The 19,753-nt window shown below is 67.9% G+C and carries 19 protein-coding genes; 11 read left to right on the forward strand and 8 right to left on the reverse strand.

What is annotated here, in order from left to right; translation table 11 throughout:
* The first annotated feature begins 33 nt into the window (after nt 1-33).
* Nucleotides 34-423, forward strand: coding sequence for a DUF427 domain-containing protein (locus ACSFBF_RS07590; RefSeq protein WP_093052527.1), 390 nt, complete (start codon nt 34-36; stop codon nt 421-423).
* Between the two features lie 79 nt (nt 424-502).
* On the opposite strand, the gene ACSFBF_RS07595 is transcribed toward ACSFBF_RS07590, so the two are convergent.
* The 3 genes from ACSFBF_RS07595 to ACSFBF_RS07605 form a co-directional block, all read right to left on the reverse strand.
* Entirely contained in the window at nt 503-883 is a 381-nt protein-coding gene (locus tag ACSFBF_RS07595; protein ID WP_435465691.1) for a helicase SNF2, read from the reverse strand.
* A 230-nt stretch (nt 884-1,113) separates the two neighbouring features.
* Nucleotides 1,114-1,926 carry an APH(3'') family aminoglycoside O-phosphotransferase gene (locus tag ACSFBF_RS07600; protein WP_435458151.1) on the reverse strand — a complete coding sequence of 271 codons (813 nt, stop codon included), beginning with the start codon at nt 1,924-1,926 and terminating at the stop codon, nt 1,114-1,116.
* A gap of 77 nt (nt 1,927-2,003) precedes the next feature.
* Nucleotides 2,004-2,468, reverse strand: a complete 465-nt coding sequence (locus tag ACSFBF_RS07605) for a cupredoxin domain-containing protein (RefSeq protein ID WP_435465692.1) — start codon at nt 2,466-2,468, stop codon at nt 2,004-2,006.
* A gap of 155 nt (nt 2,469-2,623) precedes the next feature.
* On the opposite strand from ACSFBF_RS07605, the gene ACSFBF_RS07610 reads away from it, so the two are divergent.
* The gene (locus tag ACSFBF_RS07610; protein WP_435465693.1) at nt 2,624-3,502 is read left to right on the forward strand and encodes a hypothetical protein; all 879 of its coding nucleotides are present in this window, start codon (nt 2,624-2,626) and stop codon (nt 3,500-3,502) included.
* Between the two features lie 65 nt (nt 3,503-3,567).
* Nucleotides 3,568-3,924, forward strand: a complete 357-nt coding sequence (locus ACSFBF_RS07615) for a DUF2845 domain-containing protein (RefSeq protein ID WP_435465694.1) — start codon at nt 3,568-3,570, stop codon at nt 3,922-3,924.
* A 1-nt stretch (nt 3,925) separates the two neighbouring features.
* On the opposite strand, the gene ACSFBF_RS07620 is transcribed toward ACSFBF_RS07615, so the two are convergent.
* Together ACSFBF_RS07620 and ACSFBF_RS07625 are read right to left on the reverse strand one after the other, a co-directional pair.
* Nucleotides 3,926-4,456 (reverse strand): cupin domain-containing protein, encoded by a 531-nt coding sequence (locus ACSFBF_RS07620; RefSeq protein WP_435465695.1) that lies wholly within the window; start codon nt 4,454-4,456, stop codon nt 3,926-3,928.
* A complete protein-coding gene (locus ACSFBF_RS07625) occupies nt 4,453-5,196 on the reverse strand; it encodes an NAD-dependent epimerase/dehydratase family protein (protein ID WP_435465696.1) in 744 nt (247 codons plus the stop codon). The genes ACSFBF_RS07620 and ACSFBF_RS07625 overlap by 4 nt, the downstream gene beginning before the upstream one ends.
* A 92-nt stretch (nt 5,197-5,288) precedes the next feature.
* Between ACSFBF_RS07625 and pdxR the strand changes: the two genes are divergently transcribed.
* On the forward strand, nt 5,289-6,707 hold the full coding sequence (gene pdxR, locus ACSFBF_RS07630) for a MocR-like pyridoxine biosynthesis transcription factor PdxR (RefSeq protein ID WP_435465697.1): 1,419 nt from the start codon (nt 5,289-5,291) through the stop codon (nt 6,705-6,707).
* A 7-nt stretch (nt 6,708-6,714) separates the two neighbouring features.
* Here the strand turns inward: pdxR and ACSFBF_RS07635 are convergent, their stop codons facing one another.
* A complete protein-coding gene (locus ACSFBF_RS07635) occupies nt 6,715-7,806 on the reverse strand; it encodes an ATP-dependent DNA ligase (protein ID WP_435465698.1) in 1,092 nt (363 codons plus the stop codon).
* A 129-nt stretch (nt 7,807-7,935) separates the two neighbouring features.
* Here ACSFBF_RS07635 and ACSFBF_RS07640 point away from each other — a divergent pair, with 129 nt between their 5' ends.
* The 7 genes from ACSFBF_RS07640 (at nt 7,936) to ACSFBF_RS07670 (ending at nt 18,748) form a co-directional block, all read left to right on the forward strand.
* The gene (locus ACSFBF_RS07640) at nt 7,936-11,127 is read left to right on the forward strand and encodes a hypothetical protein (protein ID WP_435465699.1); all 3,192 of its coding nucleotides are present in this window, start codon (nt 7,936-7,938) and stop codon (nt 11,125-11,127) included.
* Complete coding sequence (locus ACSFBF_RS07645; protein ID WP_435465700.1) at nt 11,124-12,809, forward strand: SWIM zinc finger family protein; 1,686 nt, start codon at nt 11,124-11,126, stop codon at nt 12,807-12,809. Before ACSFBF_RS07640 ends, ACSFBF_RS07645 begins: the two co-directional genes overlap by 4 nt.
* Before the next feature lie 285 nt (nt 12,810-13,094).
* Nucleotides 13,095-15,032 carry a reverse transcriptase family protein gene (locus ACSFBF_RS07650; RefSeq protein ID WP_435465701.1) on the forward strand — a complete coding sequence of 646 codons (1,938 nt, stop codon included), beginning with the start codon at nt 13,095-13,097 and terminating at the stop codon, nt 15,030-15,032.
* Between the two features lie 307 nt (nt 15,033-15,339).
* Nucleotides 15,340-16,416 (forward strand): GNAT family N-acetyltransferase, encoded by a 1,077-nt coding sequence (locus ACSFBF_RS07655; protein ID WP_435465702.1) that lies wholly within the window; start codon nt 15,340-15,342, stop codon nt 16,414-16,416.
* Nucleotides 16,413-17,264 (forward strand): PA4780 family RIO1-like protein kinase, encoded by an 852-nt coding sequence (locus ACSFBF_RS07660; protein ID WP_435465703.1) that lies wholly within the window; start codon nt 16,413-16,415, stop codon nt 17,262-17,264. Before ACSFBF_RS07655 ends, ACSFBF_RS07660 begins: the two co-directional genes overlap by 4 nt.
* Before the next feature lie 21 nt (nt 17,265-17,285).
* Nucleotides 17,286-18,218, forward strand: coding sequence for an ABC transporter substrate-binding protein (locus ACSFBF_RS07665; RefSeq protein WP_435465704.1), 933 nt, complete (start codon nt 17,286-17,288; stop codon nt 18,216-18,218).
* 47 nt (nt 18,219-18,265) lie between these two features.
* The gene (locus ACSFBF_RS07670) at nt 18,266-18,748 is read left to right on the forward strand and encodes an SET domain-containing protein (protein WP_435465705.1); all 483 of its coding nucleotides are present in this window, start codon (nt 18,266-18,268) and stop codon (nt 18,746-18,748) included.
* Nucleotides 18,749-18,777: 29 nt separating this feature from the next.
* Here the strand turns inward: ACSFBF_RS07670 and ACSFBF_RS07675 are convergent, their stop codons facing one another.
* Nucleotides 18,778-19,113, reverse strand: a complete 336-nt coding sequence (locus tag ACSFBF_RS07675) for a DUF1090 family protein (protein WP_435465706.1) — start codon at nt 19,111-19,113, stop codon at nt 18,778-18,780.
* 44 nt (nt 19,114-19,157) lie between these two features.
* Nucleotides 19,158-19,676, reverse strand: coding sequence for a vWA domain-containing protein (locus ACSFBF_RS07680; protein ID WP_435465707.1), 519 nt, complete (start codon nt 19,674-19,676; stop codon nt 19,158-19,160).
* Nucleotides 19,677-19,753 lie beyond the last annotated feature (77 nt).

The raw sequence follows: 19,753 nt of genomic DNA on the forward strand, positions 1-19,753 counted from the left end.
TGCGTCACCCCGATTGCCCGAAGGAGCTTTCTCATGTTCGCTACCGCAGAACGCACCATCAAGACCCCCGGCCCTGACCATCCGATCACCATTGCACCCAACCCGCTTCGCGTGGTGGTGTCGGTCGATGGCTGCGTCGTCGCCGATACGCGCGAAGCGCTGACGCTGCGCGAGGCGCACTTCGGAACCGTGCACTACATACCCCGCAAGGACGTGAAGATGTCGCTGCTCGAGCGCACGTCTCATGCAACCTACTGCCCGTACAAGGGCGAGTGCAACTACTACAGCATTCCGGCCGGCGGCGAGCGCTCGGTGAATGCGGTGTGGACCTACGAGTCGCCGTACGAGCATGTCTCGCAGATCAAGGACTACGTGGCGTTCTATCCGGACCGCGTGGGGCCGATCGAAGAGCGCGTCTACTAGCTCGCCCCTGGACAAACAAACAAAAAGCCGGGCCCCGCTTTCACAGGGCCCGGCTTTTGTTTTTGCGCGCTGTTGTCGATTACAGCGGCAGAGCGTCACCACGAGCAGCAGCGCGGGCTGCGGCACGCACGGTGGAACGATCGACACCGCTGGCCAGAACCGGAGCGACACGCGAGGTCACGCCTTCTGCATACGGGTTCTCGCTGTGTGCAGCAGCCACGGCTTCAGCACGAACTGCTGCGCGGCTGGTCGTCGAGGCGATCAGTTGCACGGGGCCCGAGTTGGCGCCGTCGGCGTAGGGGTTGCCGCTGCGTGCGGCAACCACGGCCTGGCTTGCAACGTCGGCGCGGCTTGCGGCCGAGGTCAGTTGATGCACGCCGTCATAGCTTTCGGCATGAGCGGCACCGGCAGCGGCCAGCAGTGCGAGGGAGATGGCGGAGAGGAGCTTCGAGGCGGTCATTTGGATTTCCTTCAATTCAGTTCTTTGCATACGGGATGGTTTCGAACCGGTCTTGGGTGGGTCACCGTCCCTTCGGGGGGCGGCCACCTCGCTCGGGGCCTGTTCATCCAGATTCGCTTGTGGGCTGGTCTGTGAGATGAATTGTGAGCCGATGAGTAGGTAAAAACCCGCAGCAAAAGGAACCGCGGCGTTCATGCGATGGAAACAATCGCAGCACCGAGCGCTGTGCATCAACCCCAGGTCAGCGGATCCAGACGAAGGTAGAAGTCAAGCCGCTCGTCGTCGGGCTCGTCGATGCCCAGGGCGCCGAATAGCCCGGCACGCGCGGCGAGCTCATCGTCCGGCCCCCTCCAGCTCTCGCGCGCATTCGCCAGGAAAAGCGAGAGGTCGACATACCGGTCTGCAACGCCCAGCCGACCGAGGTCGATCAGCCCCGTGCAGCGAAGCGTCTGCGGATCGATCATGAAGTTCGGCATGCACGCATCACCATGGCACACGACCCGGTCGCGCTCTTCCTGCGCGAGGCGTTCGGGCAGTTGTACGCGAAGGGCTTCGAGAAGAAGCGGCGGCGGGATGTGCTGCTGCTCGGGATCGAGGAACTCGGGGTTGACTGCGTTGCGCGCGACCACGTCGGCGGCCCGATCGAACATCGTCGAGAGCGCGCGCGTGAACGGGCAATCCGCGATCGGGAGTTCGTGCAGCAGCTTGAGCCGTTGCGCCATTGACGGCCACGCCTTGAGTAGATCCGCAGCCGGAAGGTCGCTGGCAGGCACGCCGGGAACGGCACTCGTGACGAGGCATGCGCCATCTTTCGATGCATGCCAATCGAGCACCTTGGCGGACCCAAGACCGAAAGGCGCCAGCCATTCGGTGCGAAGGCGTTCACCCGCCAGCGACGCCGCGCCTTCCCGGCCGGACACCTTGGCGAAGGCCTCGCCATCGGTGCGCCGATAAACACTGTCCGCCGACTCGCCATGGCTCACGGGAAGCCATTCCTTGCCGGCAGGCAAGCCTGGAAGAAGAGAAAGATGCTCGGGACTCATGAATCCCATTCTCGGGAATCCGCTCAATCCCGTTCGCCGCACGGGTGTACGTCGAGCCCCTGGGCCCAGGGGCTCGTCTACTTGGCCGCCACGCTCACGACGCCCTTCATCCCCGCGTCGTAGTGCCCCGCCTGCAGGCACCCGAAGTCGACCTTGCCTGCCTTGGTGAACTGCCAGACGACCTCGCCCGTCTTGCCCGGCGCGAGCGTCACCATGTTCGGCTCGGCGTGCTCCATCTCGGGGTTCTTCATCATGGCCGCGTAGTGCGCCTTCAGTTCCTGCGCGGTGCCGAGCACCAGCTCGTGCTTCAGCTTGCCAGAGTTCCTGACCACGAAGCGCACGGTCTCGCCCTGCTTGACGCCGATGTCGGCTGGCGTGAAACGCATGCTGTCCGTCATGTCGACCTGGACCGTGCGAGCCGCCTTGGCAGCCACCCCGGGCTTGCCGATGGCACCGTCGTGCGTGCCCGATGCGGCGGCGCCCGTGGCGGACACGGCCAGCAGCGCGGCGAAGGCAGTGGTAGCGAGGAATGCGTGTTTCATGGTGTTCCTTGAAGTGATGAATGGCGAGTGATGAAGACCGGCACGCGCTGGATTCTGTAAAGCCCACCCGGCCATCGCCTGACACGCGGATTACAAGAAAGCAATCTGCGCCCCGCCCGTAAGATGGCTTCCGCCCCTTCCCCGGAGCGAAGAAGATGTCCCACCCCGTCTACCTGTCCAGCTCGACCCTGCCCCGCATGCCCGAAGGCAGCCGCAACGAATGGCGCGGCTTCTTCGGCCACGGTGGAGAGCTCGAGGCCAACGCCTTCTTTCCGCTGTTCTGGCGGGCGCTCTTCAGCGAGAGCGACATCCGCCATGCGCGCTTCATCGACGCATACAACATCGACGATGAAGACAGCACCGTCGAGCGCGAGGAATGCCTGGAAGAGTTCGGCACTGACGCCGCCTACCCGTACCTCGTCACCGACAAGGCCACTGCGTTGGAGCGGCTCGCAACGCGGCGCGAAGCCGTGATCGCGGCCATCGGCGAGCGCTATCGACCTCTCTACGAAGGCTTCGAAGCCTGGACCGCACACGGCTTCGCGGACCACATCCTGCTGCGGACCCAGGGGCTGCCAGATGCCGCCGATGCAGAGCCGTGGCTGCGCGCCGAGCTGGCCTCCATCGACCGCTTGAACGACAAGAAGGTGCTCGATGACCTCATGACGGATCTCTCGCGCCACGATGCGGACGTGGTCTGGCAACTGGCGGGCATCGGCGCATCGCCGGACGACGCATGGCCCACGCCGGCGCTGAGAGCTCTCTTCCCCGACCCAAGGCAACGGAAGCCGCGAAAGCCGCAAACCCAGCAACAGATCGAGAAACACGAACGCGCGTTGGCCGCGCAACGCAGCAGCAAGCCCAGGAGCTGGATCGACCCGGTGCTCGAATGGCTGGCCGTGGCGCTCGCCGCGGGCGCCACGCTGGGCACCTATGCGTTCACGCGGTCGGTCTGGCTCGCGTTGCTGGCCTTTCTCTGCGCGGCTCTCGCACTGGGCTTCGGCGTCGCCAAGCTGCGCGGCCCGAGGTCTTGATGACGGCAAGAGAAACTATCGAGGTCCGCCACAGTCCCAGACTGCTCAAGGAGTCCATCCACACCATGCGCAAATTCGCCGCGACCGCACTCTTCCCACTTGCCGCCGTCATGCACATCGGCACCGCCTCTGCCCAGTCCCTGAGCTGCAACGGCTCGCTCTCCGGCGTCGGCGACTCCAAATTCTCGGTGGTGCAGAAGTGCGGCGAGCCGCTGTCCAAGGAGCTTGTCTGCGTGCCCCGCCCGCAGGTGGCGTGGGTGCTTTCGCCCTACCCTGGCGGCCCCGCCCAGCAGGTAGTAACGCAGCAGTGCGTTCCGATGGAAGACTGGGTCTACCACCGCGGCCAGGGCAACTTCCTGGGCATCGTTCGCTTCTACAACGGCGCGGTGGAGTCGGTGCGCGACGGGGATCGGGTGCGGTAGCTCAGGGCGGCAGCAGCAGCGGCCCGCAGTTCTCTTCCGCCACGAACACCGCCACCAGCTTCGCGGGCTTCACCGGATCAGGGTTCTCCGCGAACATGTGCAGCGTGCGTGGCGGTTCGAAGAAGGTCTCGCCGGGCTTGTAGTCGCCCACCGGACCGCCGGCCAGCTGCGAGCGCACCGTGCCTTCGAGAATGATGGCAGTCACCGAACCCGGATGCCGGTGGGCCGGCGAGTAAGCCATCGGCGGAAAGTCGACGAGGACGGTGGTGACCGACTTGCCAGGCACATTGGGCAGCGCCTCGCAGGAGATCACCTTGGTCGAAGTCTGCGGGCGCGCCGCAGCAGTTGAGCCTTCGGGGGCCGGCGCCGATGCGAACATCGGGCGGCTCACGGTGCTGCAGATGTCGTCGATGAACTGCACGGTCGATTGCCTGCTCGCGTGGGGCAGCAATGCCCAGCCCACAGCGGCGACAGTCAACGCAGCAAGCCCGGCACCCGCACGGTGGCGCAGGAAGAGAGGCATCGTGTTCATGACATGGCTCCTTGAGAAAGCCGCGCATCGGCGCGCCAGCCCAGCGTGCGCTTCGCCTTCTCGCTGCTGACCTCGGCGCCGTCTTCGGCGATGTTGAAGATGCCGCCGGTCGAACGCTGCAGCGCCAGCAATGCGGCCCTCGCTGCAGCCTCGACGTGCAGGGGGCTCGGGCCTTTGGGTGTATCGGTCGAAGTGTTCGGTCCGTAGAGCTGCCCGTAGCGCAGCACGGTGGCGGTCATGCCCTGCGCGGCCATCACGCATGTCTCCAGTGCAACAACACCATCGACGCTGACGCGGCGGATGCCTTCCGCCTCGGTGTCGAGCGGCTGCTCTTCCATGAAAGGCTTGGGGCCCGGCGCATAGGCCCAGGCGATGCTCTGCGCCACCAGCCGCTTCGCGCCCGCGGCCTGCGCTGCCGCCACGAGGTTGCGCGTGCCCTCGATGCGCACGCGCGCATTGAGTACCGAGGCCGCGGCCATACGGCCCGGGTCCAAGTCTTTGGGCAGATCGGTGAGCTGATGGATCACGCCCCACGGCGCGATGCGCACCAGCGCGGCTCGCAGCGCCGCAGCGTCGAACACGTCAACGACGACCGGATGCACGCCCTGCGCCTCCAGCACGCCTGCACGATCTGCGCGCCGCGTGCTGCCATGCACGGTGTAGCCCGCCTCGATCAGCACCGGAACCAGCGCGGCGCCGACCGCTCCGGTGGCACCCGCCAAAAATACCTTCTCGCTCATTGCGTCTCTTCCTTCCAGGCTGTTCGGAAGGTCGATCATGGATTTACGATGCCCCATCGAAAAGAGCCAAGAATCTTGAAAACGACCAGGCCATGACACCCAAGATCGACCGCGCAAAAGAAACACCGCTGTTCCGCCAGATCTACGGGCGCTACCGAAGCGCCATCGAGCAAGGCACGCTGCGCCCCGGCGACCGGGTGGCATCGGCGCGCAGCCTGGCCGGCGAACTCGGCGTGGCACGCGGCACCGTCGAGACGGCCTACAACCAGCTGATGGGCGAAGGCTATTTTTCTTCGCGCGGACAGGCGGGCACCGTGGTCTCGCCGTCGCTTCCGCTGCATCGGCCCACGCGGCGGGAACCCCGGCGCACGGATGCGCGGACGTCTGGCGATGCACTCAAGCAGCCGGGTGAGCCGCCGCCCATGCAGCTGGGCATTCCGGCGCTCGACGCGTTCCCACGCAAGCTGTGGTCGCGCCTCACGGCCCGCCGCGCGCGGGCTACGAACGCGGCCGACATGTTCTACGGCGACCCTTGCGGCTATCCGCCGCTGCGCGAAGCCATCGCGGCCTATCTGCTGGTGTCGCGCGGCGTGTCGTGCCATGCCTCGCAGGTGCTGGTGACGGGCGGCTACCGCGCATCGCTCGCACTCGTCGCGCGCACGCTGCTGAAGAAGGACGATCGCGTCTGGATCGAAGACCCGGGCTTTCCGCCAACGCAGGAGGTGCTGCGCGCCGCCGGCCAGCGCGCGGTGCCCGTGCCGGTGGACGAAGACGGCCTCGTCGTCGCGCGCGGCCAGCGCAAGGCGCCGAAGGCGCGCATGGCCGTCGTCACGCCCTCGCACCAGGCGCCACTGGGTGTGTCGATGACGCTCGCGCGCCGGCTGCAGTTGCTCGAATGGGCCTCGCAGGCAAATGCATGGATCGTCGAGGACGACTACGACGGCGAGTACCGCTATGCCGGAGCGCCGCTGCCGGCCCTCAAGAGCCTCGACGGCCATGACCGCGTGCTGTACGCGGGCAGCTTCTCGAAGGTGCTCTACCCCGGGCTGGCGCTGGGCTACGTGGTCGTGCCCGAATCGCTGCGCACGCGCTTCGAGGAGGCCGCGCGCACCTGGTCGAACGGCAGCCCGCAGATCACGCAGGCCGTGGTGGCGGACTTCATGCGCGAGGGGCACTTCCCGCGCCACCTGAAGAAGATGCGCCTGCTCTATGCGCGGCGGCGCGCGATGCTCGTGGCCGGCCTACTGAAGGCCTTCGGCGACACGGTGCGCATCGACCTGCGCGGCGGCGGCATGCACCTGATCGCACGATTCGATGGGCGCCGCGAAAGCGATATGGCGCTAGCCCGTCGCGCTCAGCAGGCGGGGCTGAACTGCCAGCCGCTGTCGGCACGCGGTGTCGCTGGGCCCGGCGAGCAGGGCTTGCTGATGGGCTTCACCAACATCGCCACCGCCGCTGAAGCGAACCGGCTTGCGGCAAAGCTGCGCGCGGCGTTCGGATCTTCCAGTTGAATGGCGCTCAGGCCGCTTCGTCGTCGAGGACCGCGCTGCGATCCTTGATGCGCGTGACCTGCGACAGCACCGCGTCTGCGGACGTCATGTCAGGCCGCTGGCCCTTGTAGACGGGTTGCTCGAACTTGCCGCCCGCATAGCGGTAGAGGTAGCGCACCTCGACCAGGGTGCCCACGGCCGGCAGCGGCTCGTTGGGCGGCACGGTCACGTTGCCCAGGTCGAGCATCGCACCAGCCTCGTCACGCAGCCCCACGGCCACCGAGCGCTGTGCGTTGACGCGAATCACCTCGCAGGTCGCGCTCTGGTTGAACTTGAACTTCAGGCTGCTGGCGCTGCGGCCCGCGGAGAACGGCGCGTCGAGCGCCTTGAGCACATAGCCTTCGCCATGCGCGGCCAGCAGTTCGGCGGCGCGGCGGCGCTTGCCCTCGGCGGTGAGTTCGAGTTCGAGCACGGCCATCCACGAAACACGCTCAGCGACCTTCCGCAGATGCCCGAAACGCTCGATGAACGGCGCGCCGCGCAGGTCTTGCCCGCCGAGCTCCAGCAGATCGAAGGCCATGAAGGCATCGCCTACGTGCTCGCCGGCAACCACGGTGCGGCCCGCCGACGCATCTGCAACGCCGACCCAAGCCTGCGGAATGTCGACGAAAAGTCCTCGCCGGTTGGTGCCGCGCACCGCCTCGCCCTCGATCAACAGGATGCGGTTCTCGCCATCGGCCTTTTCCTGCAGGCCCCAGCCCGGGTCGTCGAAGTAGCGTGCCGCCTGCTCCTCGAGGATCAGCGTGGGCAGTTGCGGCAGCTCGCCGCTCATGCGGCCGGCCAGGTCGGTCGAGGTGTAGAGCGCGCCGGACTGGTCGGGCGTGTAGCCTTTCGACGTCTTTTCCTTCACGACCTTGTCGTAGATCTTCAGCGCCGCCTCGTAGGCGACCGGGCTGCTGGTCTTGGTGCCGGTGGAGAGCGTGCCGCCGCGCCGGCCGTTGCCGTAATCGACCACCCAGCCATCGTCTTTGGGGCGCAGGTGCACCTGGTAGACCTTGTCCGAGCCCTGGCCCGTGAAATAGAGAAAGCTCGACTGAGGGGTCTGTTCTGCATTCGGCATGGGAAAGATGTGCGGGGGTGAATCTCAGGCCGCGATGCTACACATCGACACGATTGGCACGCATCGCCGCTAAGATGCGCAGCGAAACAAAAAGCACAAGCACCCAACCGAAGGCAGGGAGGCCTCCGCGTGAAGCGCATTCGCTCCGAGAAATTGATCCGCACGAAGCCGGGCGCAACAGGCGCCGCAGGCTTCAGCACCGTGGAACTGTTCGCCCTGCCGGAAGCGCCGGGCCATGTGGTGCATGTGAGCACCAGCCGCGACGGACTGCAGTGGAAGGAGACGGTCTACACGCCATCGCCGCTGCCACTGGAGGCCGCCAACGCCGCTTTCGAGCGTGCCGTGGCGGCGCAGATCGCGCAGGGCTATGCGATCGAAGGGACGGCCGCTGAGGCCGTCGTCACCACCGCTACAACCGCCGTGCTCGCACACCCCGGCGACGCCGTGCTGCTGGCCAGCATCCGCCCCGATGCATGGCGCCTGCTGGCCCCCGTGCGCCGCAGCCGCGTGGTGTGGCGCATCGGCGAGCGCCGGCTGGCCGCCGCCGTGCCGCAGCTCATCGACCACATCGAAACCGGCGAGCCGCTGCTCGACTACTGCATTGCCTGGGCGATCGGCCGCTGTGGCGACGGTGGCGCGTTCGAGGCGATGCGTGAACTATCCCGGCGCGGCCGCACGCCCGTGATCACCCGCGCAGCGCGCTGGGCTGCGCTGAACCTGTGGCCTGCCGAACAACGCGCGGCCGAGACGGCGCGCATCGTGGACGACTGGCCCGCGCCGCTGCGCCGCGCCTGGGCTGCCATGCGCGAAGTGCCGGTCGAGCAGGCCATGCCGCTGCTTCGGCAGCACCTGACCGACCCCGCGCTCTGGAACGGCTTGAAATACGCGGTCTGGGTCGAGCAGCTGTTCGACCTTGCACTGCTCGAAAGCCCGGCTACCGACGGGCTCGCACGCACGGCCTTGATGGAAATCGCACCGACGCTGCAGCTCGCCGCCGGCAGCTTCCGCGCATGGCGCCGGCTGTACAAGGGCGCGGAGTTCGCGGGCGACTACGCCCTGCTCGGCGTGCTGCACCAGCGCCTCGAAACGCAGCGCGCAGCCTTCCGCACCGGTGGTCGCTGGGCACAGGTCAATGGCCGCTATGTCGAGATCGCGAAGGAAATCGTGCGGCCCGACAGCCGCCTCGCCTACAGCCAGCGCACGCGCGACTACCTGCGCCGCCGCACCTGGCGCAGCCTGCGCCGGCTGGCGCTGGCCGGCACGGCCGACGAAGCAAGCTGGCTGCAACTGGCCATGGGCGTGCTGCTCGCAGCCGACGATACCGAAGCCGACGCCGCCGGCCAGCAACGCGAAACCCGCTGGACCCCTGAGCCTCAAAGCTGGCACACCGGCCCCTACAGCCGCTGGCTGGTGCTGATGCAGCTGCTGCACCGCCACGACGCCGAATGGGAGGCCCAACGCGGCGGCCTGCGCTGGCGCCGCAATACGCCGCTGCCCGCGCAGCGCGTCAACCGCACCGAAGCCTGGCCCGAGCGCTGGGACCGCCACCCGCGGGCGCTGCTTCAGCTGATGCAACAGGGCCGCTGTGCCGCCGTGCATGCCTTTGCTACGCGCGCACTGCAGGACAACAAGCCCTTCTGCGAAGCGCTCGAAGCGCCCGCCGTCTGGCGCCTGCTGGGCAGCACCTGGGACGACACCGCACGCTTCGCGCTCGCCATCGCGCGCCAACGCATTGCGGCAGGCGCACAGGCCCTGCCCTGGCTGCCCGCCCTGCTGAATTCGCCGCTGGCCGAGGCGCGCGCCCTTGCGCTCGAATGCATCGGGCAAGACCCGGGCCTCTACAGCCAGCAGGTCGACCTTTTGCTGATGCTGCTGACCTCGGCCGATGCCGAAGTGCGCCGTGCCTCCCGTCTTCTGCTGCAGGCCGCCGCCCCGAACCCGTCGACGCTCGATGCCCTGTGCGGGAGCCTGCTCGCATGGCTGTCAGGATGCGACGCCGGGCAACCCGAGCTCGGCGCCATCTGCGAGAACCTGCAGTGGGCCTTGCAAGGCCTGCTGCGCAACCCGGCCGCCAAGGCACCGCTGCCCGAACTGCTCGCGCTGTTCGACCATGCGAGCCCCGACGTGGTGCGCACCGCTGCCGAATGGCTGCTGCTGCACCCATCGTCGGTCCAGGGCCTGCCGGTGAGCGTGCTCACGCGCCTGCTGCAGTCCGACGACGAGCGCCTGCGCGGCGCAGGCGTGCGGCTGTTCACGGCCCTGCCCGACGCCACACTCATTACCCAGCCAGAGCTGTTCGCCGCCTTCTGCAGCAGCCCGATGCCAGCCGTGCGCGCGGCCGTCGCGCCCCGGCTCGCGCAACTGCTGCCCGCGCACCCCGACTTCGGCGCCGCGCTGATGCCGCTGTTGCGCGACGAACTGTTCCGCGCCGAAGCCGCCGAGGGCGTGTTCGATTCGCTGCTGCAATGGCTGTGCGGCCCGCTGGCCGAGCACACGCGCCGCGGCGAGACCGCCGTCACGCTGCGCCTGCTCGAAGCGCGCAGCAAGGGCGCGCAACGCCTCGGTGCATGGCTGCTGCCGCAGCAAGACCCGCAAAGCTTCGACGTGCTGCAGACCGCCAGCCTCGGCCTTGTCGACACCGCCGCCGCGCGCCGCTGGGCCATGGACCAACTGGCCGCGAACCCGGAACGCACACTGGCGCAGCCGGGCGATGCCCTGCGCATGTTCGACAGCCGCTGGGACGACGCACGTGACTGGGCCCGCCAATGGTTCGGCGCCCAGAGCGGCGCAAGCCAGTGGACGCCTGCACTGCTGGTGCGCCTGTGCGACCACAAGGACGCAGGCGCCCAGCGCCTGGGCCGCGAGCTGCTCACCACGCATTTCGACGTGACCGACGTCACCACCTACATGCTGCAGCTGAGCCAGCATCCCTCGCCCGGCATGCAACTCTTCGTCACGAACTGGCTGGCCTCGGCCGCAAGCCGGAATGTCGACGTGCTCGCGCGGCTGGAGCCCTACTTCCTCAGCGTGCTGTCGCAGGCCAACCGGGGCCGGCTGGCCAAGGCACGCGTCATGGAGTTCCTGGCCGCACAGGCGGCGCATTCGGAAGACATCGCACGCATCGTCGCGCGGGTGTTCGCACGGCAGGCCGTTACCGGCGCCATCACCGAACGCGCCCAGTACGTGGCCGGCCTGCGCAGCATCCAGGCCGCGTTCCCCGGGCTGGACAACCCATTGCAGACCGCACCGGTGCGCAGCGTCGCGCCGCGCCGTGCACTGCCCATAGCCCCTGTAGCCCCCACCGGAGGGCCCGCCGCATGAGATTCCAGTACCGCTACTTCGGCCACTCGGGCGCACAGCACACCGCCAACAGCACGGCGCTGCAGTTCGCGCCCGACACCCTGCGCGCGCCGGTGCATTTCGTCGCCGACATCAACCGCCACCTGCCGTTCCGCGAAGGCATGTCCGCGCTGCACGACGTGGTGGTGGGCGACCTTCGCTTCAAGCCGCGCGACAAGAGCGCGTACCTCGAATGGCTGGCCGGGCAGGAGAACGAACTGCTCGCGCAGTTCATGGCCCGCAGCGACCAGTTGAAGGCGCAGATGGCGCCCATCAGCAACGAGCTGGCCGAGCTGCGCAAGAGCAAGCGGGCCGTGCTGCAGCCCTTCATGAGCGCGCAGCAGCGCTACTTCGACCACATCTACAAGGTCAACCGCGAAGCCTGGTTCGTGCTCGACCCGGTGATCACGGTGCACCCCGACCGCGTGTTCTTCGAGTGCTTCAGCCAGGACGAGTCGAGCTACGGCATGTTCTCGTGCAGCCACGACATCTTCGACCGCGTGAGCGACCACGCCTTCGGCACTACCAACGTCGACTATTCCGAATCGCTGTACGACGAGTTCCAGAAGATCCGCGACTACAAGACGACGCGCCTGGCCATCGACCCCGGTGGCTTCCAGGTGCAGAGCGACAACGACCCGGCCTTCCACGAGCCGAAGATCGACGTGCCCGACAGCTGGGTGCGCGGCTTCCTGCAAGTGAGCAGCGCGATGCTGCTGCCGGCGCAGCGGCTGCAGCTGCACCCGATGGACGTGCACAACATCTGCCTGGTGCTGCGCCGCCGCAAGGAGCGCGTGGGCCCGCGCTCGCTGCGCTTCATCCTGCGGCCGGGGCAGCCGGTGCGCATCCTGTTCGAGCCCTGGGGCCACGAGCTGGTGTGCCCGCGTTCCACGCACAGCGCCACCTCCGACATCGACATCCGCGTGTGGGGCCGGCGCCGCCTGCTGCAGCTCGAACGCCTCGTGCCGGTGGCGCAGGGCTTCACGGTGCACCTGCTGGGCACGGGCATGCCGAGCTTTTGGGTGGCGCAGTTGCCCGACATGGAATTCACGCTCGGCCTCTCGGGCTGGACCGCCAACGACTGGTCGCGCAACGGGCACTTCGAGCTGCTGCAGCCACGCCACACGGTCGACCAGGACAGCCAGCTGCGCGTGTTCGCGGCGCTGGGCGAACGCTGGCGCGCCACCACGGCCGAGCTGGCAGCGGCCACGGGCCTGTCGACCCTCACGGTCGATGCAGCCCTCGGCGGTTATGTGCAGGCCGGGCGCGTGGTGTACGACATCGCGCACGGCGTGTGGCGGCTGCGCGAACTGAGCCGCGAGCCGCTGCCCATGGACAAGCTGCGCTACGCCAGCCCCGAAGAAGAAGCCGCGGCCGAACTGGTGCAGGCGCGCCGCATCGCCAACGTGAAGACGCTTGCTCGCCCCAACGGCGGCCTCACGCTGAGCGGCAAGTGCAAGGGCGCTTCGGGGCAGCGCGAATACCTCATGAGCCTGCAGCTCGACGCCGATCAGCGCGTGGCCTCGGGCGACTGTCAGTGCTCCCACTTCGTCCGCCACCGCATGACCAAGGGCCCGTGCGAGCACATGCTCGCGCTGCGCCTGTCGGCCAATCCGGCAGCAACATCGACCGATCAGGAAAGGACCACCGCACACATCGGCTGATACACTGTTTTTTGCGAACGGAGCGGGAAGGCTCTTGCAATCCGGACGGCGTATCGCCGTCCTCGTACACAGCACTTCCCAAGCGTCACTGGACGTCTCTTCACTGTGCCGGATGGCCATGGTGACGCGACAACAGTGCGGCTTCCTCGAAGCTCATCGGCGTCACCATGGCCATCCGGCGTCGAGTGGAGCCCTCCAGTCCCGAGGCTCTTCGACGAGATTCCCGCTTCGTTCGCAATTTTTCTGATTCATCATCAGCAGTGCATCGGCCAGTGGCGCAGCGCCATGACCATGCAGTCCCCCGCCTCCTCTTCTTCCATTCCCGACTCGGCACTTACGCGCGAGGAGCTGTACGAGCGCATCCGCAAGGGCTCCAAGCAGGAAGTCATCCTCGAGGAAATGCAGCGCCTCGGCTTCTGGCCGCAGGACGCTGCGCAGCCGACGGTCGAGGCGCAACTGATCCGCCGCGAAAGCGAGCTGCAGACGGCTCTCTCCAAGCTCGGCGACGAACTGCGCGGCATCGAAGACCGCGACAGGGCATTGAAGACGATGCGCAAGGAGCGCATGGCCAAGGCCCGCGAACGCCGCGAGGAAACCCGCCAGCGCCTTGCACAGAGCCGCCATGCGCGCGCCGTGGCATGGCACGACCGGCGCCAGCGCGAGTTGCTGTATGTGGGCGACGGCGTATCGGGCGGCCTCAACGAGGCACACAGCGACAGCCAGGCGCTGGCCCGCAACGCCCTGCCCGCGCTCGACCATGCGGGCGACCTCGCCACCGCGATGGGCATCGGCCTCGGCGAACTGCGTTTTCTCGCCTGGCACCGCGAGGTGGCGAGCGTGAGCCACTACCAGCGCTTCACCATTGCCAAGAAGAGCGGCGGCGAGCGCCACATCTCCGCGCCCATGCCGCGCATGAAGCGCGCGCAGTACTGGGTGCTCGACAACATCCTCGCGAAGATGCCGGTGCACGAGGCCGTGCACGGCTTTCTGCCAGGCCGATCGATCCTCACCAATGCTGCGCCGCACGTGGGCCAGGACGTGGTCATCAACCTCGATCTGAAAGACTTCTTTCCCTCCATCGGCATGCGCCGCGTGCGCGGCGTGTTTCGCCAGCTCGGCTATTCGTCGCAGGTGGCGAGCCTGCTGGCGCTGGTGTGCACCGAGGCGCCAACCGACGAAGTGCAGCTCGACGGCCGGCGCTACTTCGTCGCGCGCGGCGAACGCGTGCTGCCGCAGGGCGCACCCACCAGCCCGATGCTGACCAACCTGCTGTGTCGCCGCCTCGACGCGCGGCTGGCCGCCAGCGCCGCCAAGCTGGGCTTTCGCTACACGCGCTATGCGGACGACCTGAGCTTCTCGGCCGGCCCCGAGCACAGCCAGGACACCGGCAAGCTGCTGTGGCGCGTGAAGCAGATCGTAGCCAGTGAAGGCCTCACGGTGCATCCCGACAAGCAGCAGGTCATGCGCAAGCATCAGCAGCAGCATGTGACGGGCATCGTGGTGAACGACAAGCTCTCGGTCGACCGCGACACCCTGCGGCGCTTCCGCGCCGTGCTGCACCAGGCCGAACGGCACGGACCGCAGGGCCTGCAGTGGAACGGCAACAGCGACGTGATCGGTGCGCTGCGCGGCTATGCGAACTTCATCGCGATGACCGACCCGGCGCGCGGCGAGCCGTACCTGCAACGCGTGCGTGCGCTGGCTGCAAAGCACCAAGGAAGCGGCGCGGCAGCGACGACGACGGCTCCACAAGCCTCTCAACGCAAGCTCGCAGCAGGCGAGTTCCGCAAGCAATCCGCCGCGGGCAAGGCGCCCTGGCCCGCGTGGTGGCAGCCGGCAGAAGCGCCCGCGCCGGTGCTGGAGAAAACCGCCGAGCAACTGGCGGAAGAAAAGAAGGCGCAGCGCGAAGCAGCACGGCCGCAGCAGCCGGCCACCGCCCCCGCAGCGACGCGCAGCACGGCACGGCCCGCGTCCAGCCAGGCTGAAGCACCCACCAGGACGCTGGGCGCCGCCGCCCAGATCGGCTGGGTCTTGAGCATGGTGCTGCAGGCCCTCTACGTGGTCAGCGTCTTCCTCGCGGGCACCAGCCCGTTGATCTGGCTGCTGACGGGCGGCGTGGCGATCAGCAACTTCCTGCAGCGCAAGCCCGGCTGGCTGCGCTTCATCGCGGCCATCCTCGTGTCTTCGGTGATTGCGTCGGTCGTGCACGGCATGAAGAACTGACGCGCTGCATGCGCCAAAACCACACGGCACTTCCCAGCACGCGGCGAGCCCGCTACATTCGACGCTTCGACAACCACACAGAAAGCGGAGGTGCGCGATGGTAGACACTGCAATTCATGCCCCCATCCACGTGCGGTTTGTCGGGCCTCATCTGAACTGATCGCTCACGCGTCTATCGCGTAGCCAGTCTGCCCCGCACGGCCTCCCGGCCGTCGCGACGCCCCCAAGCCGCCCCGATTCAAACGCCGCCACCGGCACGCATGTGCCGGCGGCGCCCCGTTCATTTGTCGAATCAAGGCCAACAACCATGCTCGAAACCCGTGCCGCATCTGCGCGGCATACCGTGATCACTGTTTTCGATCCCCAACGCGCGAGCGAAGCCGACTGGGGCAACTTCCTCGCGTACTGGCGCCTGCGCACCGAAGAAGACTTTCCCGGCGACCCCATCGCTCCCGATGCCGACACCCGGTACAACGTGCAGCGGCCCAACCCGCTGTATGTCTTTCACCGCGTGCTGGCCGTCGGCGAGCACGGCGAATTCATCGGCAGCCTGAGCGCGAGTTTTCGCCGCGAAGGCACTCCAGAGTACGAGGCGTTCACGCCGTTCCTCGAAGCCTGGGGCGGCGTGCTGCGCCCCCACCGACGCCGCGGCGTGGCGAGCGCGCTGCTTCGTACGTTGCTGGCGCTGATGGAGGCGCAGGGCAAGTCCGTAGCGACCATCAAGGCGCACCTGCCCGAAGGCCACGCCTTCCTGCAGGCCATCGGCGCTGTCGAGAAGCATCGCAGCGTCGAGAACCGCATGGCCTTCGCCGGCCTCGACTGGCAGGCACTCGCACGCTGGCGTGCCGAAGGCTTTGCACCCGCCCACGGCCTGCGCGCCGAGGTGCACGCCGGCCGCGTGCCGTTCGAGCGGCTCGCGACGCTGATGGAGCCGCTATCCGTGCTGTTGAGCGACGCGCCCACCACCATGCTCGAACGGCCGCCGCTGCGCTACGACCTGGAAGACTTTCCGCCCTGGTACGCCGACATGGACCGCCGCGGCGGTGACCACTTTCTCGTGCTGCTGCTCGACGGCGACGAAGTGATCGCGGTGTGCGACGCCGCCTGGAACCAGCGCTTTCCCGACCGCATGCACCAGCGGCTCACGGCCGTGGCGCGCCGGTGGCGCGGCAAGGGCCTGGCCAAGGGCGTGAAGGCCGCCATGCTGCAGCTCGTGCGCCAGCGCCATCCCGAGGTCGCGATGGCCTTTACCCACAACGCCGAGGTCAACGAGCCCATGCTCTCCATCAACCACCGGCTCGGCTATGCCGCGCACAGGCATGATGGGCTCTACCAGATCGGCACGGAAAGCCTGAGAACCTTCCTCCAGGAGACACGTCCATGAAAGCACCCCAGCGACTGCAGGCACTGATCGACGAAGGCCTGATCGACACCGTGGTGCGCCAGCTCATGAGCGGCAAGGAGGCCATGGTCTACGTCGTGCGCTGCGGCGACGAGACGCGCTGCGCCAAGGTCTACAAGGAGGCCGACAAGCGCAGCTTCCGCCAGGCCGTCGACTACACCGAGAACCGCCGCGTCAAGAACACCCGCGAAGCGCGCGCCATGGCCAAGGGCACGCGCTTCGGCCGACAGGTGACCGAGGCCATCTGGCAGAGCGCCGAGGTCGATGCGCTCTACCGCCTGGCCGCCGCGGGCGTGCGCGTGCCCACGCCGCACAACTTTCTCGAAGGCGTGCTGCTGATGGACCTCGTGACCGACGCCAACGGCGACGCCGCCCCGCGCCTGAACGACGTAGCCTTCTCGCCCGAAGATGCCATACGCCACCACGCCAGCCTGCTGAAGGAAGTGATGCGCATGCTGTGCGCCGGCATCGTGCACGGCGACCTCTCGGAGTTCAACGTGCTGCTGGCCGAAGACGGCCCCGTGATCATCGACCTGCCGCAGGCGGTGGACGCAGCGGGCAACAACCATGCGCGGCGCATGCTGCTGCGCGACGTCGGGAACCTGCGCGACTTCTTCGGCCAATTCGCGCCCGCGCTGCTGCGTACGCACTATGGCGACGAAATCTGGCACCTCTACGAGCGCGGCCTGCTGCGCCCTGAGACGGAGCTGACGGGCATGTTCGTGCACGAGACCGGCCCGGTCGACCTGCGCAACGTGCTGCGCGAGGTGGACGATGCACGCGAGGAAGAAGCGGCGCGGCGCCTGCGCATGCAGACGCCGCGACAATAGCGGGCTCACGATGCCCGCCCGATGAACTCTTCCGCCCTGCGCCCGCCCCTTTCCACCACCACCGCACGACAGATCGCCAAGGCCGCGGCCCTCGTGGCCCTGGGCCTCGGCCCAGCGGCGATGCACGCGCACGCAGCCGGCATCCGCCTCGAGGACGACCGCGGCACCACGCTTGAACTGCAGGCGCCAGCAAAACGCATCGTGTCGCTGATGCCCTCGCTGACCGAAACCGTCTGCGCGCTCGACGCCTGCGATCGGCTGGTGGGTATCGACCGCCACGCCAACTGGCCAGCGTCGGTCAAAGGGCTTCCGCAGGTGGGCGGCATCGACGACGCGAACATCGAGCGCATCGTCGCGCTCAAGCCCGACCTGGTGCTGCTGCGTCCGCGCAGCCGCGCCGCCGAACCGCTGGAGCGCCTGGGCATCAAGGTGCTGGCGCTCGACGCCAAGACCCATGCCGACATGCGCCGCGTGATGGAAACCGTGGCCCGAGCCACAGGCCGTCCCGGTGCGGGCGAAGCCTTCTGGCGCAAGCTCGATGCCGGGCTGGACGCGGCCAAGGCCCGCGTGCCGGCCGGCTGGCAAGGCCGGCGCGTGTATTTCGAAGTGCACGGCGGCATGGCCGCGGCCAGCGAAAGCTCCTTCATCGGCGAGACGCTGGCCCGCCTCGGGCTCGGCAACGCCGTGCCGGGCACGCTCGGCCCGTTCCCGAAGATGAGCCCCGAATTCGTGGTGCGCGCCAACCCAGACGTATTGATGGTCTCGGCCCTCGGCGAAATCTCCGCCATGGCTTCGCGGCCCGGCTGGTCGGCCATGTCGGCCATCCAGCGCGGGCGCGTGTGCAGCTTTGCGTCGGCGCGTTTCGACCTGATGATGCGCCCCGGCCCGCGTCTGGACGAGGCGGCCGATGCCATCGTGGGGTGCCTGGCCTCGCTGGGCGAGCCGAAGCCCTGAATGACAGACAGCGACAACAACACGCCCACCGTTTCCCTCTTTCCCCAATGAAGCATCGCAAGCAAACCTCCTCCACCCCTTTCGTCCGGGTGGGCCCCAGCGGCGTGCACGGCCTCGGCGCCTTCGCCACGCGCGACCTGCCGCCCGAAGCCTTCCTCGGCCTCTACGAAGGCCGCCGCTACACCAAGGCCGAAATCGCCACCAAGGTCTGGGACGACCAGCTCACCTACCTGTTCACGCTGACGAACCACGAGACCATCGATGGCGCCAAGGGCGGCAACGCCACGCGCCACCTGAACCACTCGTGCGAGCCGAACTGCGAAGCGGTGGAGGAATACGACGAAGCTGGCGAACTGGTGCTCAAGTTCCAGACGCTGGTGGCGGTGGACGCGGGCGACGAGTTGTTCATCGACTATTCGCTGACGGCGGACGACGGCTCGCCGCCATCGAAGTACCCCTGCCATTGCGGCTCACCGGGCTGTAGGGGGACGATGCTGGCGCCTGAAGAAACCGAGGCGCCCGCCCCGTAAGCGACCCGTCGTCCGAGGTGGCCTTGCCGTCAGGGCGACTCGTTCTTCAGCTTGCGCAGTTGCTCCTCGGTGCGATCGAGTTCCAGGCGAAGCGCCCTGGCTTCCTGCTCCAGCTTGTCGATGCGGGCTGCGCGGCTCTCGGCCGGCGGCGCGGTCTTGCTGCAACGCGTCTGCAGAGCGCTCAATGCCTCGGCAAGCTCTCGCCGCCGCAGCATCTGGCCCCGGGAACGCGCGAGATCGATGTCGCGCTCAAGTGATGCCTCCTCCGCCTGGCAAGTCGCGCCGTCCGGCGGCACGGCGGATTGTGCGAAGGCAGGCAGCGTCACGCTCAACGCAAGGGCCAGGAAAAAGGTTTTGACGCTCATGCCGCACGGTAACGCAACGGCGGTGCAAAAACCGCCAATCAGCCCTACACGGTGAGGTAGCGCGCATCCCACTGCGCGGCGAGCTGCTTGGCGCGGTGCAGCGGCACTCGCGCTGCCTCGAAATCGACCACGCACGCGACATCGGCGGCCTCGGGCCGCGCGGGGCTTTCGCTGCTGCGGCCGTCGGTCAGCAGCCACAGCCAGCGTTGCCGCGCCTCGCTCTTCGCGAGCAACTGGTCGGCACGCTGCACACCCAGCGCGAGCGGCGTGCCGCCGCCAGCGGCAATCGGCGCGACCCACTCGTCGTTCCAGGCGCTGGCGCGGCGTGGGGGCAGGCGCAGTTCGACCACTTCGCCAGCAAAGCACAGCAGCGCAACGTGGTCGCGGCGCTGGTAGGCCTCCTGCATCAGCACGAGCAGCAGGCCCTTGGCGCGTGCAAGGTTGCCGTCATTGCGCATAGAGGCCGAGCAGTCGAGCAGGAAGCAATGGAGCGCGCCGCTGCGCGCCTCTTGCGGGCGATGGCGCAGGTGTTCGGCACGCAGCCGATCGGCGCCACGCGCCACAAGAGTGCGCGGCCAGTCGAAGGCCGTGCCCTGCGGCGAGGGGCCGTGCCATGCCTCCCTTTGCGAGCCCTGCCTCC

Origin of the sequence: Variovorax nivicola (assembly GCF_051216475.1) — a bacterium.
Taxonomy (GTDB): Bacteria; Pseudomonadota; Gammaproteobacteria; order Burkholderiales; family Burkholderiaceae_C; genus Variovorax.